The 16,114-nt window shown below is 56.0% G+C and carries 18 protein-coding genes and 1 pseudogene; 10 read left to right on the top strand and 9 right to left on the bottom strand.

Annotated elements, in window-relative coordinates; genetic code table 11:
* Together accC and aat are read left to right on the top strand one after the other, a co-directional pair.
* Positions 1 to 1,350 (top strand): acetyl-CoA carboxylase biotin carboxylase subunit, encoded by a 1,350-nt coding sequence (gene accC / locus AC2FIT_RS11795; RefSeq protein ID WP_496829635.1) that lies wholly within the window; start codon positions 1 to 3, stop codon positions 1,348 to 1,350.
* A 48-nt stretch (positions 1,351 to 1,398) separates the two neighbouring features.
* On the top strand, positions 1,399 to 2,031 hold the full coding sequence (gene aat / locus AC2FIT_RS11790) for a leucyl/phenylalanyl-tRNA--protein transferase (RefSeq protein WP_496829633.1): 633 nt from the start codon (positions 1,399 to 1,401) through the stop codon (positions 2,029 to 2,031).
* Here the strand turns inward: aat and AC2FIT_RS11785 are convergent.
* The 6 genes from AC2FIT_RS11785 to AC2FIT_RS11760 form a co-directional block, all read right to left on the bottom strand.
* Positions 1,986 to 2,354, bottom strand: a complete 369-nt coding sequence (locus AC2FIT_RS11785; RefSeq protein WP_068337486.1) for a DUF2155 domain-containing protein — start codon at positions 2,352 to 2,354, stop codon at positions 1,986 to 1,988. The two genes, aat and AC2FIT_RS11785, sit on opposite strands and share 46 nt — an antisense overlap.
* Entirely contained in the window at positions 2,351 to 2,803 is a 453-nt protein-coding gene (mlaD, locus tag AC2FIT_RS11780; RefSeq protein WP_496829631.1) for an outer membrane lipid asymmetry maintenance protein MlaD, read from the bottom strand. The genes AC2FIT_RS11785 and mlaD overlap by 4 nt, the downstream gene beginning before the upstream one ends.
* A gap of 12 nt (positions 2,804 to 2,815) precedes the next feature.
* Positions 2,816 to 3,199 carry an NADH:ubiquinone oxidoreductase subunit NDUFA12 gene (locus AC2FIT_RS11775; RefSeq protein WP_068337490.1) on the bottom strand — a complete coding sequence of 128 codons (384 nt, stop codon included), beginning with the start codon at positions 3,197 to 3,199 and terminating at the stop codon, positions 2,816 to 2,818.
* 82 nt (positions 3,200 to 3,281) lie between these two features.
* Positions 3,282 to 3,653 carry a Rid family hydrolase gene (locus AC2FIT_RS11770; RefSeq protein WP_496829629.1) on the bottom strand — a complete coding sequence of 124 codons (372 nt, stop codon included), beginning with the start codon at positions 3,651 to 3,653 and terminating at the stop codon, positions 3,282 to 3,284.
* Between the two features lie 62 nt (positions 3,654 to 3,715).
* Positions 3,716 to 4,981, bottom strand: a complete 1,266-nt coding sequence (gene clpX, locus AC2FIT_RS11765) for an ATP-dependent Clp protease ATP-binding subunit ClpX (protein ID WP_068337494.1) — start codon at positions 4,979 to 4,981, stop codon at positions 3,716 to 3,718.
* A gap of 133 nt (positions 4,982 to 5,114) precedes the next feature.
* On the bottom strand, positions 5,115 to 5,747 hold the full coding sequence (locus AC2FIT_RS11760) for an ATP-dependent Clp protease proteolytic subunit (RefSeq protein ID WP_068337496.1): 633 nt from the start codon (positions 5,745 to 5,747) through the stop codon (positions 5,115 to 5,117).
* Positions 5,748 to 6,058: 311 nt separating this feature from the next.
* On the opposite strand from AC2FIT_RS11760, the gene AC2FIT_RS11755 reads away from it, so the two are divergent.
* The 3 genes and pseudogenes from AC2FIT_RS11755 to AC2FIT_RS11745 all read left to right on the top strand — a co-directional run.
* Positions 6,059 to 6,394: an ArsR/SmtB family transcription factor gene (locus tag AC2FIT_RS11755; RefSeq protein WP_496829626.1), complete on the top strand. Its 336-nt coding sequence runs from the start codon at positions 6,059 to 6,061 to the stop codon at positions 6,392 to 6,394.
* 340 nt (positions 6,395 to 6,734) lie between these two features.
* Positions 6,735 to 6,872 carry an entericidin A/B family lipoprotein gene (locus AC2FIT_RS11750; RefSeq protein ID WP_082677497.1) on the top strand — a complete coding sequence of 46 codons (138 nt, stop codon included), beginning with the start codon at positions 6,735 to 6,737 and terminating at the stop codon, positions 6,870 to 6,872.
* Between the two features lie 1,373 nt (positions 6,873 to 8,245).
* Positions 8,246 to 8,686, top strand: a pseudogene (locus tag AC2FIT_RS11745) (AlbA family DNA-binding domain-containing protein); the annotation flags it as partial.
* Between the two features lie 618 nt (positions 8,687 to 9,304).
* Here the strand turns inward: AC2FIT_RS11745 and lepA are convergent.
* The gene (lepA, locus tag AC2FIT_RS11740; RefSeq protein ID WP_496829624.1) at positions 9,305 to 11,104 is read right to left on the bottom strand and encodes a translation elongation factor 4; all 1,800 of its coding nucleotides are present in this window, start codon (positions 11,102 to 11,104) and stop codon (positions 9,305 to 9,307) included.
* Between the two features lie 162 nt (positions 11,105 to 11,266).
* Between lepA and AC2FIT_RS11735 the strand changes: the two genes are divergently transcribed.
* From AC2FIT_RS11735 to AC2FIT_RS11725, 3 genes are all read left to right on the top strand, one after another.
* Entirely contained in the window at positions 11,267 to 12,319 is a 1,053-nt protein-coding gene (locus AC2FIT_RS11735; RefSeq protein ID WP_496829622.1) for a Hint domain-containing protein, read from the top strand.
* Between the two features lie 52 nt (positions 12,320 to 12,371).
* Positions 12,372 to 12,683, top strand: a complete 312-nt coding sequence (locus AC2FIT_RS11730; RefSeq protein ID WP_496829620.1) for a hypothetical protein — start codon at positions 12,372 to 12,374, stop codon at positions 12,681 to 12,683.
* 66 nt (positions 12,684 to 12,749) lie between these two features.
* Positions 12,750 to 13,691, top strand: coding sequence for a LysR family transcriptional regulator (locus tag AC2FIT_RS11725; protein WP_496829618.1), 942 nt, complete (start codon positions 12,750 to 12,752; stop codon positions 13,689 to 13,691).
* Here AC2FIT_RS11725 and AC2FIT_RS11720 read toward each other — a convergent pair.
* A complete protein-coding gene (locus AC2FIT_RS11720) occupies positions 13,688 to 14,131 on the bottom strand; it encodes a low molecular weight protein-tyrosine-phosphatase (RefSeq protein ID WP_496829616.1) in 444 nt (147 codons plus the stop codon). The genes AC2FIT_RS11725 and AC2FIT_RS11720 overlap by 4 nt on opposite strands.
* A gap of 27 nt (positions 14,132 to 14,158) precedes the next feature.
* Here AC2FIT_RS11720 and AC2FIT_RS11715 point away from each other — a divergent pair, with 27 nt between their 5' ends.
* Together AC2FIT_RS11715 and AC2FIT_RS11710 are read left to right on the top strand one after the other, a co-directional pair.
* Complete coding sequence (locus AC2FIT_RS11715; protein WP_496829614.1) at positions 14,159 to 14,854, top strand: NAD-dependent deacylase; 696 nt, start codon at positions 14,159 to 14,161, stop codon at positions 14,852 to 14,854.
* Between the two features lie 60 nt (positions 14,855 to 14,914).
* The gene (locus AC2FIT_RS11710) at positions 14,915 to 15,523 is read left to right on the top strand and encodes an HdeD family acid-resistance protein (protein WP_496829612.1); all 609 of its coding nucleotides are present in this window, start codon (positions 14,915 to 14,917) and stop codon (positions 15,521 to 15,523) included.
* Between the two features lie 88 nt (positions 15,524 to 15,611).
* On the opposite strand, the gene AC2FIT_RS11705 is transcribed toward AC2FIT_RS11710, so the two are convergent.
* Positions 15,612 to 16,085, bottom strand: coding sequence for a copper chaperone PCu(A)C (locus tag AC2FIT_RS11705; protein WP_496829610.1), 474 nt, complete (start codon positions 16,083 to 16,085; stop codon positions 15,612 to 15,614).
* Positions 16,086 to 16,114: the final 29 nt, after the last annotated feature.

Here is a 16,114-nt window from a genome sequence, read left to right as displayed (position 1 = left end):
ATGTTCGACAAGATCCTGATTGCCAACCGAGGCGAGATCGCCTTGCGCGTCATCCGCGCCGCGCGCGAGATGGGGATTAAGACGGTCGCCGTCCACTCCACCGCCGACAGCGACGCGATGCATGTGCGCATGGCAGACGAATCGGTGTGTATCGGTCCGGCCCCCAGCCCGCAAAGCTATCTTTCGGTACCCGCCATCATCTCGGCTTGTGAAATCACCGGCGCGCAGGCGATCCATCCGGGCTATGGCTTCCTGTCCGAAAACTCTGAGTTTGTTCAGATCGTTGAAGATCACGGCATTACCTTCATTGGTCCTACCGCAGAACACATCCGAGTCATGGGTGACAAGATCACCGCCAAGGACACGATGAAGGAACTGGGTGTTCCTTGCGTTCCCGGATCGGACGGTGGCGTGCCTGATTTGGAAGCTGCAAAAAAGATCGGTGAAGAGTTCGGCTATCCCGTCATCATCAAGGCCACTGCCGGTGGTGGCGGACGTGGCATGAAAGTCGCCCGCAGCGCCAATGAGATGGAAAGCGCGTTCCTGACAGCGCGCGCCGAAGGCAAAGCCGCCTTTGGCAATGACGAGGTTTACATCGAGAAATACCTGACGACACCTCGCCATATCGAGATTCAGGTCTTTGGTGACGGCAAGGGCAACGCGGTGCATTTGGGTGAGCGTGACTGTTCGCTGCAACGCCGCCACCAAAAGGTGTTCGAAGAAGCCCCCGGCCCCTGCATCACCCCCGAAGAACGCGCCAAGATCGGCAAGATTTGTGCCGATGCCGTAGCAAAAATCAACTATATCGGCGCGGGCACAATCGAGTTCCTGTATGAAAACGGCGAGTTTTATTTCATCGAGATGAATACGCGCCTTCAGGTGGAACACCCTGTAACCGAAGGCATTTTTGGTGTCGATCTGGTGCGCGAGCAAATTCTTGTCGCCGCCGGGGAAGAGATGTCGTTCAGCCAGGACGATCTGGAGATCAACGGCCACGCCATCGAGGTTCGGATCAATGCAGAGAAACTGCCGAACTTCTCCCCCTGCCCTGGCAAGATCACGGCCTATCATGCGCCCGGCGGTCTGGGTGTGCGGATGGATTCGGCGCTGTATGACGGGTACTCGATCCCGCCTTACTACGACTCGCTGATCGCCAAGTTGATTGTTCAGGGCCGCGACAGGGCCGAGGCACTGGCACGGCTGGAACGCGCGCTGGGTGAACTGATCGTCGATGGCATTGACACCACAGTACCTCTGTTTCACGCCCTGTTGCAGGATCCCGACATTCACAGCGGTGACTACAACATTCACTGGTTGGAGCACTGGCTTGAGGAAAACATGGCCCAGTAACATACCGGGGGCGAAGGACACCAATCCTTCGCCCCTTGAGCATTCCAGATGAGCCTTTCCCCGGACCTTTTACTGCACGGCTATTCCATCGGTATCTTCCCGATGGCCGAGCACCGCAACGCGGCAGAACTGTTCTGGGTTGATCCCAAGTTTCGCGGCGTGTTCCCTTTGGATGGCTTTCACGTTTCCCGCAGTCTGGCGCGCCGAATTCGAAAATGCGGGTTCTCAGTAACGATCAACAAGGACTTCGCCGGAGTGGTCGATGGCTGTGCCGACCGTTCTGATACCTGGATCAATGCTGAGTTGCGCGCCCTATACCTGAAAATCCATCACTCAGGTCAGGCGCACTCACTAGAGATTTGGGAGGGCGACCAATTGGTTGGCGGCGTTTTCGGCGTCACGCTGGGGGCAGCCTTTTTCGGCGAGAGCATGTTTTCCCGCCGGAAGGACGCTTCAAAGATCGCATTGGCTTATCTGGTGGATCGTCTGCGTCAAACCGGTTTTCGATTGTTCGATACTCAGTTCCTCACGGCGCACTTGGCGTCCCTTGGCGCGATCGAAATTCCGCGCTCGCAATACCGAAAGGAACTGGAAGAGGCGATTAACGCCAGCGCTGATTTCACTGCGCCACTGGCTCAATCAGCCGAGGGCGTTATACAACGTATGACCCAGACATCGTAACGGGCGTGATCAAGCGCATTCAACGCCGGAGAGGTCGCGATCATCCACCCGTCAAATAGCTGATCCGACTTTCCTTTTTCCCATATCGTCAGATAGGCAAAGGCATCACCCGTCGGGTTTTCCGGCGGATAGCGACAATCACCCAAAGCGACGTCCAGTCCAAAAACCTCTCCGCTTTGACCGCTTTGCATTTCGACATCCACGGTCTGGCCGCTGACCTTGTCCAGCCCTCGCAGAATCGCCCCGGGGCCGGACTGGACCTTTTGTTGTGCTGAAACAGTCGTCGCGGCCAACAGTGCAGCGCCAAGGGCAAAGTGTTTCATTCGCTGCCATCTCCGGCCACGAATTTGACCAAGAGCGATATAAGGCTGACCGCGCCTTGTGTATCCGTAACCTGATCACCGGGTTCAAAGAAAAACGGCGAACCACCGGGCATTACTTCGACAAAATTGCCACCGAGCAACCCTTCGGACGAGATTACAATGGCGCTATCGTCAGGCACCAATATGCCATCCCGGATCGTGAACGTCGTGTCCGCACGGTAAGTGTCAGGGTTCAGGTCTACCCCTGTCACCGTACCGATCTTGACACCGGCGAGCCGTACATCCGTACCAACGCTCACCCCTTCGAGTGAGCGAAACGAAGCCTCTAACTGGTAGCCCGTGGCGCTCTGCGACAGTCCGGTGGACTGGCTGGCATACACGCCAAACGCAACGGCAGAGGCCAATACGGCCCCACCGACCAATACTTCGGTTAAATTGTAACTCGACATTGCTCGCCTCGTTTATTCCGGGCTCCAGGCCTCATAGTCCGTGCGTTCGACCGGGTCCTTGCGGCGCAGAGATCCGGCAGGCGTATAGGCCATCGCAGTGCCTGTCAGGTTTTCCTGATGCGGCTTTTCCCAGGTCTTGTGCTTTAGCGGCTTATCGGTCGGCGGCTCATCCCACGTCCGGTGCAACCAGCCATGCCAATCAGGATCGATCCGGCTGGCCTCGGCCTCGCCATTGAAAATCACCCAGCGTTTGCTGTCATCGGCGTTGCGATAAAAGACGTTGCCCTCATTGTCCTCGCCGACTTTTTGGCCCTTCCGCGCAGTGTAAATTTGCGTGCCCAAAGTGGCCCCATTCCACCAGGTCACGGCCCGCAATAGTGTGTTCAAGATACCCATCGGCTGCCTCCGGCATTTCTGTCACCGCAGATATGGACCAAAGGCACGCCAAGGTCCAGTGTCGCTAGGACCGCACTCACTATTATGGCAACGCAGCGGTCACTTCGATCTCAATACGGTCTTTAGGAGTAATTAAGTTGCATTCTGTCACAGTAGCGGCCGGGGGATTCGCGCCGAATGTTTCAACCAGTAGCGGCCAACACAGTTCAAACTCGCTCATGTCCGGAAGGTAATAGTTCACCCTGACGACATCTGCGAAACTTGCGCCAGCCTCGGCCAACGCTTTACCAATCGCATCAAGCGCTGACTGGCACTGACCAACGATGTCTTCCGGAATATCGTCACCCTGCGCGCAAGTTCCGGCCACAAAAACGAACCCATTTGCAACAACCGCACGGCAATAGCCGACTTTGGCCTCATACTCTCCGCCCGAAGATATACGTTTGATCGTCATGTTGACCTCACATGAAAAAGGCGCGGTCTTTGCCGCGCCATCTCTGATTGACTGTTAAGGACTTATCCCGCCGAGGCCGACTCTGCTGCATCCGCGTAAATGATCAACGGCTGCTTGTCGGACGACACTGCCTCTTCGTTGACCACAACTTCGGTCACATTCTTCATGCCAGGCAGTTCGAACATCGTATCCAGTAGGATGTCTTCCAGGATCGAGCGTAGGCCACGCGCTCCGGTTTTGCGTTCGATGGCCTTCTTGGCGATCGACTTCAACGCGTCATCCGTAAAGGCCAGCTCAACATCTTCCAGCTCAAACAACCGCTGGTATTGCTTAACCAGGGCATTTTTAGGCTTGGTCAGGATCGTGACAAGCGCATCTTCGTCCAAATCTTCAAGCGTTGCCAACACCGGCAGACGACCGACGAATTCAGGGATCAATCCGAATTTCAACAGGTCTTCAGGCTCCAGATCCTGGAAGATCTCGCCTACGCCGCGTTCGTCATTGTCACGCACATCAGCACCAAAACCCATTGCCGAGCCTTTGCCACGCTGCGCGATAATTTTGTCAAGCCCGGCAAACGCTCCACCACAGATGAACAGGATGTTCGTGGTGTCCACTTGCAGAAATTCTTGCTGCGGATGCTTACGCCCACCTTGCGGCGGTACGCTGGCCACGGTGCCCTCCATCAGCTTAAGCAGCGCCTGTTGCACGCCCTCACCCGACACATCGCGTGTGATCGAGGGGTTTTCGGATTTGCGCGTGATCTTGTCGACCTCGTCGATGTAGACGATACCGCGCTGCGCGCGCTCAACATTGTATTCGCTGGCCTGCAAAAGTTTGAGAATGATGTTCTCAACATCCTCACCCACATAGCCGGCTTCTGTCAGCGTCGTCGCGTCCGCCATGGTGAACGGAACATCCAAAATCCGCGCCAGCGTTTGTGCCAGCAGGGTCTTGCCGCACCCCGTCGGGCCGATCAGCAGGATGTTGGATTTTGCCAACTCGATATCGCTGCCCGCTTTCTGAGCATGATTGAGGCGCTTGTAATGGTTGTGAACCGCAACCGACAGAACGCGCTTGGCAGTGGCCTGACCGATTACGTAATCGTCCAAAACCTCGCATATGTCTTTTGGCGTCGGAACACCATCCGAGGATTTCAGTCCGCTGGCCTTGGTTTCCTCGCGGATGATATCCATGCAAAGTTCGACGCATTCATCGCAGATAAACACGGTCGGTCCGGCAATCAGCTTGCGCACCTCATGCTGGCTCTTGCCGCAGAAGCTACAGTAGAGCGTGTTCTTGCCGTCACCGCCTGAATTCGTCGCCATGTTCTACCTTTCGGGCTTCTTCCCTGCGGCCGTCATCCGGCCGCGCTTATTGTCTTATGGTGCAGCTTAGGCCAGCACCGAGACGGCTACAATCTCAAAATGTTACCCGCGCCACCGACGCGCGGGTATGAGTTCAGGAGTCCTCGCCGTCCATTTTGGCGCGATTTTCGACGATCTCGTCGATATGACCCCAATCTTTTGCTTCTTCCGGGCTCATGAAATTGTCGCGATCCAGCGCCTTTTCAACCGCCTTTTTGGTCTGCCCCGTGTGTCGTACATAAATGTCGTAAAGGCGATCTTTCAGTTTCTGCGTCTCGGCCGCATGGATCATGATATCGCTGGCCTGACCCTGATATCCGCCGCTGGGCTGGTGAACCATGATCCGGCTGTTAGGCAGAGAAAACCGCATCCCCTTCTCGCCACCGGCCAGCAAAACCGACCCCATCGACGCCGCCTGACCGATGACCAATGTCGAACATTTCGGCTTGATGTACTGCATTGTATCGTAGATCGACAAACCGCTGGTCACAACACCACCGGGCGAGTTGATGTAGATCGAGATTTCCTTGCTGGGGTTTTCCGCCTCAAGATGCAAAAGCTGAGCGACCACCAGATGGCTCATCCCGTCGTGGATCGGACCATTGATAAAAATGATCCGCTCTTTCAAAAGGCGCGAGAAAATGTCGTAAGCGCGTTCGCCCCGGCTGGTCTGTTCGACCACCATGGGGACGAGCGTATTCATGTAGGTGTCAACTGGATCGAACATTATGAACCTGCCTGTTTGCTATGGATTGGGACACTACCCAAAAAAACGTTACCCGAGTCTTAGTGTCGCCATCGGGGGGCTGCAAGGGGGCCTCGATACTTCATCCACTACCGCGGCGATACGACAGCAAAACAGGCGTTGGCGAGGACCCGGGTGAAAAAAGTTAATCACATATTAACACCTTCACATCACACCATTTTGATCCGTGCATGTAGAAATGCTCAGACAGACTATATAGCTAGGGTTCTATTCAAAAGCACCGAAACCACTCACAAACTACCCCGCTCCTGGGGCAAACAAGGAAATAACCAATGGCCCTTACCCAAGTATCGCAGGATGCAACGCCCGAGGCTTTCGACAAGATGGTCGCCCACGCCGCCCACGCGGCAAATTTCCTGAAGGCCATCAGCCACGAGGGCCGGTTGATGATCCTGTGCCATCTGGTGTCGGGTGAAAAATCCGTAACCGAACTGGAAGAGCTGTTGTCAGCCCGACAGGCCGCCGTGTCGCAGCAACTGTCACGTTTGCGGCTTGAGGGGCTTGTTGTACCGCGACGGGAGGGCAAGGCAATTTACTATCGCCTTGCAGATGACCGCCCGCGCCGCTTGCTTGAACTCGTATACGATCTATTCAACGGTGAGGAGTAGCGCGCCCATCACCTCCTACGGCGCAGAATTACGACTCTGATGGCCCGACGTGGTTATCTGCTTGTGTTGCAGTTGTGATCCAGGCCGAGCTTGAACAGTTTTCCCTTGGTTTCGCTAAGAGCGCAGTCCGACCGGTTCCGTCGCGGGGCGGTCCGCTCGTTCTCTGTGATGAAAAGCGCAACACGAGGTCTGCGCACCACCTGTCGGGGCCATCAGAGTCTGCACTGCAAACGCTCTGCTCAAACCTTCATTTCATATCGGGTCAGTCTGAGTTGTATGGTCTGGTTCCACGCTGGGAAAACTGTTACGCAGCATTCGACTGATACAAATGGAGACACCGATGATCCGTGCGATTCTGTTGGGGCTTGCCTTGTTTACCCTTACCGCCTGCGAAACGGCAAAAGGCGCTGGCAAAGATATTGAGAAAGCTGGCGACGCGATCCAGAATGCGGCCACGGACGTTCAGCAGAGCCTGTAGACCGCCCCCTACAATCTGTGACTCTATGGGCCTCGCGCCCAAGATGTAGTTGAAATCGACACCGACACACTGTAAGTACAGTCATACAGGTGCATAGACGCGGTATTGCATTTCTGACACGTCGACGGGGTTCTTGTGGCATCACAAGAACCCCGTTTCCTTGTACAACAAGGGATAGAGTGGTGCCCTGCTTGTTCTTCTAAGACGCGTAAAGGAAAAGGCGTCAGGTGCGCAGACGCGGTCCATGCATGTATCCTTGCGGACACTCCTGACGCCTTAGTGGATCGGTACGTCCGGGGGACGTTCCGAACCGGTTGCCTCAGCCCCGGAAAGGGCCGAAACCACTGCTTAGCACCTAGCGGCACTTCGCAGCACGCGCTGGCCGTCCGAGAAGATGACCATCTGATCCGAAGGTAACTCCGATCCAGCCAATCACCCACCGGTAAGTCCCTGCTGTGAAAGACAAAGTCCTAGAACTCTCTTCCACCGCTGCGACCCCCTGGCCTTTGCGCTCCGCTCGGGTTCCTGAGAACCGTTGCGATGGAATGACTGTTGCATTGGTCTGAGTGTCCGACAAGAAAATAGCACTGCAGCATGAAAATTTGACGGGGATAAGATGTTGATATCCGGCTGGAGAGCTTTGTGGATAACCGGGGAAATCTTGCTGCGGTGCAGCTTTACTGGTGGATAAGTCAATTTGGCCGAAAACTTCCAAATATCGCGTGTTTTCTGCAGGTGCGAAGGTCATCGGGCTGCTTGAGCAGTCAAAACCGGGGGCATTCTTAGAGCCTCGGGCCCCATTTCCCTCGAATCACATTGCCAGCGACCGTCATCAATGGCGCGCTGAGCAAGCAGAGCAAGATCGGACGCCGGCATTTCCGCAAGACAACACACAGCCGAGTTAAGGTGTCCGTTGATGAGAAGCGCTCCGACCCGACCGGGATTACCTATTACGCGCCGCGACCAACCGCAGCCAGTACCCCCTACAGACCGGACGGGCCGGAAACGCATCGGTTCACCTGTCGGACGGGCCGGTTCTGTAGGACAACCCGATCCGCAGGCTACGTGAAACCTGTGACTACGAGATTGGGGTGGCTTGAAGGCGCTGCAAGTTACGTCAGGGAAACTTAATGAATGGCCCATTGGATTGTTAGGTGGGTTGGTTTTTTTTCGGGTGCAGGGCGGCGTTGGTCTGAGGGGCGTGTCAGCACAGCCCGGCAGCGCCGCCGTGCGCGACGTTGTTTGGAAAAGAACCGAGTTGTGACCAATTAAGTTAGGTTTGCAGCGGAGCCCGCAAACACAAGCAATAGTTGATCAAAGCAATCAGAGTGTTAATAGTGTTTGTGTAACAACAACTGAATAAAAAAATTCAAATGTCTCTCACCAAATTACTAGGTTGCAATCAGGAACCCGATGGCCGCTGGAAAGTAAGTTCTCGCGAACGCACAGACCTAGAGTTCAAGGAAAGCGGCGATTCAAATGCTATAAGAAAGTGCTTAAAAACCATTGCCGGATTCGCAAATGGGAAAGGCGGTAGAATTGTGTTCGGCGTTAGTGATCGTCCACGCTACGTGACTGGTGTGAAAGAGTTTCTGGATGAAGCAGCAATTCAAGATTTAGTTTTTTCTAGCCTCTATCCCGCACCAGAAGTTCAAGTCATTGAGCACAAAATCGACGGCCTACGCGTTTTAGAGATGCTAGTAGAAACGCATCCTAATCGACCGATAATCGCCATCAAGGATATCCAGACAAAAGAGAAAAAAAACGCCACTGTTCTCTCCCAAGGAGTCGTATATTCGCGGCGGTCTGGGCAAACCAAACCAATTTCGGGAGAAGAATTCGGCAGCATCCTCAATTGGCGGGATACAAAAATTAGAAACTCAATCCTGTCTCTACTTAACCGCGCGGAGGAGATTGGCTACGAGAATGTCGCAGTTGCTGACTTCCGAAAATACGGAAGAGCGGATGAAAACGTTACACTTTGGGTTCCGGAAGCAGCAGCAAGAAGTTTGAATATCATTGATCGTGCGAAATTGGTGGAGGACAATGGAGCGCCAGCCTTTCAGATAAGAGGACAAGTCAAACTCACCGTTCCCTCAGAGAAGGACCCTCGAAAACCTTTGCTACCCAAAAGAGCGGCTCGGGTCCTCAAGGACCCGATAGTAAAAATCTTTGGTGATTGGTTTCCCTGGACCGATCACCATCTAAGGAAGGCGGCGACACATCTGGGCTTTTGGGACAACTCCCGCGGGGATGAAAAGAACACTGGCTTCGAACATCTTTCGGAAAGACCCGTTTATTTCGAGGCTGGGCGGGCTGCCATCCAGCGTTTTGCAAATCGCAATCCAGCCGAATTTGTGGAAGTTGTTGGCTCGAAAGAAACGCAACGAAGATGGAAAGATGGAGTAGCCAAAGCGGTAGTAGGCGCCCGACTAACTATCCATCTTCAAAGCCGAGATAAACGCCTCCTGCGGGATATCGACCTTCCCGAACTGACGCATCTTCTTCTTACCCGCCTTCTGCTTGTCCAACAGTTTGCGTTTCCGCGTGGCGTCGCCTCCGTAGCATTTGGCGGTCACGTCCTTGCGCAGGGCCGAGAGGGTTTCGCGGGCGATGACCTTGCCTCCGATGGCGGCCTGGATCGGGATCTTGAACATATGGCGCGGGATCAGGTCCTTGAGTTTTTCGCACATCGCCCGGCCCCGCATCTCGGCCCGGTCGCGGTGGACCATGGTGGATAGCGCGTCGACGGGTTCGTCGTTTACAAGGATCGACATCTTGACCAGCGCGTCCTCACGGTATCCGGTCATCTGGTAGTCGAACGACGCATAGCCCTTTGTGACCGATTTCAAGCGGTCGTAGAAGTCGAAGACAACCTCGTTCAGGGGAAGGTCATAGACGACCATGGCGCGTTGGCCCGCATAGGTCAGATCCATCTGGATGCCGCGGCGGTCCTGGCAGAGTTTCAGCACGTCGCCGAGGTATTCGTCGGGCACCAGAATGGTCGCCTTGATGCGCGGCTCCTCAAGGTGGTCGACCTTGGACAAGTCAGGCATGTCGGCGGGGTTGTGCAGCTCGATCATCTCACCGTCTTTCATGAAGACGTGGTAGATCACCGACGGCGCGGTGGTGATAAGCTCGATATCATATTCGCGTTCGATACGGTCACGGATGACCTCAAGGTGCAGCAGGCCCAGGAAGCCACAGCGGAAGCCAAAGCCCAGCGCGGCCGAGGTTTCCATTTCGTAAGAGAACGAAGCATCGTTCAGCGCCAGTTTTTCGATCGCGTCGCGCAGGTCTTCGAATTCGGCTGAATCGACGGGGAATAGACCGCAGAACACCACCGGCTGCGCAGGTTTGAAGCCAGGCAAAGCCTTGTCGGTGCCGTTGCGGTCAATGGTGATGGTATCACCAACGCGGGTGTCGCGGACCTGTTTGATGGACGCCGTCAGGAAACCAATCTCACCGGGGCCAAGGCTGTCGACCATCTCCATTGCAGGGCGGAAGACGCCGACGCGGTCGACATGGTGCAGGGTGCCGTTCGACATGAACTTGACCCGCATGCCCTTTTTCAACGTGCCGTCCATGATGCGGACCAGAACGATGACGCCGAGATAGGCGTCGTACCACGAGTCGACCAGCATCGCCTTGAGCGGCGCGTCGAGATTGCCCTGCGGTGCAGGCAGTTTCTGCACGATGGCCTCAAGTGTTTCGTGGATGCCCTGCCCCGTCTTGGCGGAAACCTGAATGGCGTCGGTGGCGTCGATGCCGATCACATCCTCGATCTGTTCGGCGACACGGTCACAGTCGGACGCGGGCAAGTCGATCTTGTTCAGCACCGGCACGATCTCATGATCGGCGTCGATGGCCTGATACACGTTGGCCAACGTCTGCGCCTCGACCCCTTGGGTCGAGTCAACAACCAGCAGGGAACCTTCAACCGCGCGCATGGAGCGGCTGACCTCATAGGCAAAGTCCACGTGGCCGGGGGTGTCGATCAGGTTCAGCACGTACTTCTCGCCATTATCGGCGGTATAGTCGATACGGACCGTGTTGGCCTTGATGGTAATGCCGCGTTCACGCTCGATATCCATGCTGTCAAGCAACTGTTCCTTCATGTCGCGATCCTGCACCGTCCCGGTCTCTTGTATGAGCCGGTCGGCAAGGGTGGATTTGCCATGGTCGATATGCGCGACGATGGAGAAATTACGGATATGAGCAAGGTCTGTCATGCAGTGGGATATGTCCGCAGAATGAGGCCCCGTCAAGCGGCGAAGCGCCACGTTCGTTTGCCATTTGCAACAGTTACACCTGTGCCGTTCACCTAAAATTGAGGTCAAGAGGTGATTTTGCTAGCAAGAGAGCAAAACACCAATTCAAGAGCAGTGTAATTTATGGCGAGATATTCCATTTTCATACTGGGAGAAAGCCAGGTCTCGGTCTCGGTTCCGCAGGGGCTCGACGGCCTCAATCAGGGGACCGGGATTCATCTGATTGGTGAAACAATCACGATCGACTCGAGGTCTGCGACCGAGGTTTTTATCAGAGATAACGGCAACGATAATAGATTTGCTGACAATGACGGGAACCAACGTCTGGACGGTGATCAGACGATCGACGGCGTTCTGTTCAACGCTGGCACCCGGGTCGAGGCCGAATATGGCATCACGCTGACCGATGGCACCAACACATGGCAGGCCGTGGCGTTCAACGTAAACAACTCGAACCTGTCCTACGCAACCGTCGAAGGCATCGCATTTATCGGCGGCCCCGGCGATTTCCCACCAGCCGGGGTGAAGCTGACTGTGGTCGATACGCAGGAAGGGCCAAGTTTCCAAGCAGCCGATTACGTCACACCGATCTGCTATGACCGCGGCACGTGGATTCGCACTGATCAAGGCCAGATCCGCATAGAAAAATTGAAACCGGGCGATAAGGTCTGGACGCAAGACAGTGGATATGTCCCCGTGCGGTGGGTCGGAATGCAAAATGTGATCGCGACCGCGCGGTTTAAAATGGTCGAAATCCCCCGTGGTACGCTGTCAAATTTTACACCCCTGCTGGTGTCGCAGCAACATAGGCTGTTGATCACGCACGCCATGGCCGAATTGCATTTCGGTTCGTTAGAGGTGTTTGCCCCGGCCATAAGTTTTGTCGACGCTGGCGCTGCATGGCTGTCCAACAAGAAAACCGCGTGTTATCATCACCTTTTGCTGGACCAGCACGCTGTGATCCAAGCAAATGGCGCGGCGTCTGAAAGCCTTTTGTCTTCTCCGGCGTCCTGCGCTGGGAATCCGGACAGCTTGTTTTTCAGCGACCTTGCAGGCCTTGCCTCGGCAGCCACAAAAACGGCAAGATTAGCGCTTACAAGACGCGAAGCGGTATTTTTGATACGGGAAATCTTGGCCATTGAACAGGCACCCCGTTTGATTCATACTTCCGCCTAGACTGAGAGGGGCAAAAGACCCGTCCGGGCAGGCAAAACAACGAGGCATGAGCATGACAAAGTTCCTTCTGATCGCACTTTGTGCCACGTCTATCTTGGCTGTGGCGCCAAAATCCCTTGAGGCGGCGAATATTAAACGCGCCTGCCTTGCATCCGACCGGGCAGAGGCAACGCGCGACCGGTGCAATTGCATTCAGCGTGTGGCAGATCAGGCGCTGACGCGCAGTGATCAGAAGACCATCTCGAAATGGTTTCAGGACCCTCATCAGGCGCAAGAGCTAAAGATGTCGCGGACGGCGCGTGACGATGCGCTGTGGGATCGGTATCAGAACTTTGGCCAGATGGCGCAGGCCGTCTGCAGCTGACCAGATTTGAAACCTTGACCTGACCCGCGCTGCACCCCAGAAAAGGCGCAGCGAAAGGGATATCTGATGGTAGTGAAAGGGCTGACCCTGCGCGGGCTCGAAGTGTTCGAGGCTTTGGCGCGGACGGGCTCGGTTGCACAGGCAGCCGAGATCACGGGGCTCAGCCAACCGTCGGTGTCGCAGCAACTGCGCAATCTGGAAAATGCTCTGGGCACCGACCTGGTGGATCACGGTCGGCGTCCGATGCGTTTGACCCAGGCCGGACGCAGCTTTCTTGCCCGGACCGAGGCGGTTCTGGCCGAGCTGCAAATGGCCCAGAGCGAGCTGACCTTGATGGATCTGGGTCATCTCACCACGCTGTCCATCGGGCTGATTGATGATTTCGACAATGATCTGACCCCACGGCTGGCCACGTTGTTGGCCGACAGCCTGACCCGGTCAAAGTTCAAGCTAATCACCCTGCCAAGCCTCGACCTGTTCGACGAGCTTGAGGCACAGCGCCTGCATCTGGTGGTTTCGGCCCATTCCGGTGAGGTGCTCGAAGACGTGGTCGAATACCCGCTGGTGCAGGATCCGTTTATTCTGGTAACGCCGAAAGGTGCAACAGATGCGGTTCAGGAATTGCCGTTTCTGCGCTACGCCCGCGAACAACTCATCAGCCGGCAGATTGAGGCCCACTTGGCGCGGCACAAGCTCAACTACGAGGAACGTTTCGAGATCGGCTCGCATCTGGCCCTGATGGCGATGGTGGCGCGCGGGTTGGGTTGGGCGATCACCACGCCGCTTGGCTACATGCGGGCCACACGGTTTCACGACGCGCTAGAGGCACACCCCGCCCCGTTCGGTGATTTCGCACGCACCATTTCCTTGTTTACGCGAAACGACTGGTCTGATCAGGTGCCGCAGGATGTTGCCGGCATGATGCGCCGCTTGATGCGCAACCAGGTCGTTGATCCGGCGCTGGCACAACTGCCGTGGCTTGCGGATCGCCTCAGGGTAATGGGTTAGCGCCGAAGATACGCGTCAAGTCCCGCAACAGCGGCTTCGATCAAGTCCAAAGCGCCATCAAAGTCCCGCGTGTAATAGGGGTCCGGCACATGATCCGTACCCATCTCTGGCGCAAAATCTGTAAGCAATCGCACAGGCGTTTCGTTTCCGGCAGGCCGCAGTTCCTCGATATTCCTGATGTTATCTGCGTCCATTCCTATGATCAGATCAAAACTGTCAAAATCCTCGGCCACAAATTGCCGTGCCCGTAGGTTGCTGAGGTCAATTTCGCGTGCACGCGCTGCAGCCTGCATCGGCCCATAAGGCGGATCACCAATATGCCATCCCGAGGTCCCGGCACTGTCGGTGATGCAATGCGGCGCACGTGCGCGGAACGCGCCCTCGGCAGCGGGGGAACGGCAGATATTGCCCAAGCAGACAAAGAGGATACGGTGGGTCATGGGCAAGGGTTATCGCATGAGGCTAAGATGGAAAAGATCGTCATTTTGACCGGGGCCGGGATTTCCGCCGAAAGCGGGCTGGGCACCTTTCGCGACGAAGGCGGGTTGTGGTCACAGCACCGGATCGAGGACGTCGCCACGCCCGAAGGGTTCGCACGCAACCCTGGCCTAGTTCATGAATTTTACAACGCTCGCCGCATACAAGCCGCAAAGGCGCGACCCAATGCGGCGCATGCGGCCCTGGCGCGCCTTCAAAAAGATTTCCACGGCAAGGTCACACTCGTCACCCAGAATGTTGACAGCCTGCACGAAGCCGCCGGTGCGCAAGGCGTGATCCACATGCACGGTACACTCGCCGGTGCGCTTTGTGCGTCCTGTGGTCATCGATGGCCTGCTCCGCCCGAGATGATGGTAGGTGAGCCCTGCACAGCCTGCACCGCCCCTGCAGCCCGCCCCGATGTAGTCTGGTTTGGCGAGATGCCGTATTTCATGGATGAAATCTATGACCACCTGGCCGAAGCGACCCTATTTGCAGCCATTGGTACCTCGGGTCAGGTCTACCCCGCCGCCGCCTTCGTGCACGAAGCCCAACACTCCGGCGCCCGCACGGTGGAACTGAACCTTGACCCCTCGTCTGGCGCTTCCAGCTTTGACAATGTCATACTCGGTCCGGCAACGGAAACGGTCCCGCGCTGGGTAGAGGGTCTGCTCAGCCGTAGATAACGGCAGACACACACCGAGATCTTAACCTATAGTGAAGCCCTGATGCGTCAGGAGGATATAATGACCGATCCCAATTCCCCTCGCGAGGAAATCCTTGAGTTGGGTAGCCTGGACAACCGTGATGCCCTTGGCGATCAACTCGCGGGGCTTTGGTGGACGTTCCTCCTGCGCGGTATTTTGGCAGGGCTTCTGGGGATTGCAGCACTGTTCTGGCCAACTGGCAGTATTTCCTTGCTGTTGCGCCTTGTTGGCTTGGTCTTGATCGTGGATGGCAGCCTGACGCTGCTGGGCTTTGGGCGGCGCGGTCTGATTGGAGGGGTCGGTATAGGCGCGCTTCTGATTGGTTTGGTGCTGTTGATCTGGCCTGAGGGCGTGGCGCGCCTGACCTTCTTCCTCTTGGGTGCGTGGGCACTCATTGTCGGGGTTGGTTCTCTGATGGCATGGCGACAAATGTCGGATCAGCATCCCGACGCGCCATCGGTCCGCAATTCGGGGATTATCGCACTGCTGATCGGACTGGTTCTCATATTCTGGCCCGGCAGCGGCATGGTCGCGCTGGGTTGGGCCATCGCTTTCGGCGCACTGGCGTTTTCTGCGACAATGTTCTGGCTGACTGCACGATTCAAACGCGCCCATGACCGTGTTGCCATGCGGGTAGTCAATCGCTAACGGATCGGCGAAAACGACAACAGGCCGGGTATGACCCGGCCTGACGCATGGATGACGGCCGCACCGCGGCCCGAAGACAGGCGTTGCCCTAGTTGGAATGAGACCCGTGACCGCCCTTGTCTTTACGATCAAGATCAACCGGAATCTCTATTTCGACTTCCCCGGCGTTTTCAAAAATCAGTGTAACGGGAACCTTAGCGCCCTGCTCAAAAGGTGCAGTCAAACCCATAAACATCACGTGGTCGCCACCGCGTTGCAGCATATAAGTTTCGCCAGCCGGAATAACAAAGCCTTCTTCGACCTTGGTCATCTTGGCTACACCCGCGTCATCAATCATATGCGTGTGCAACTCTACCCGCGCAGCCGCATCCGATTTCGCGCCTATTAGCCGGTCATCCGTTTCACCGCTGTTTTGGATCATCATAAAGGCCGCGCCGGCTTTAGCCGTTTTTCCCGAAGACCGGGCGTAGGCATCGTCTACTGCAATCGTACTTTCCGCAAATGCAGTTGTTGCAAGGGTTACTGCAGCCATCGTGGCCAACAGGTTGGATTTGAGGGACATCGCGTCTCTCCTCATTTGGATTTAGTTTT

Source organism: Ruegeria sp. YTSA135 (assembly GCF_059610165.1).
This window is presented reverse-complemented; position numbering and strand designations above follow the sequence as displayed.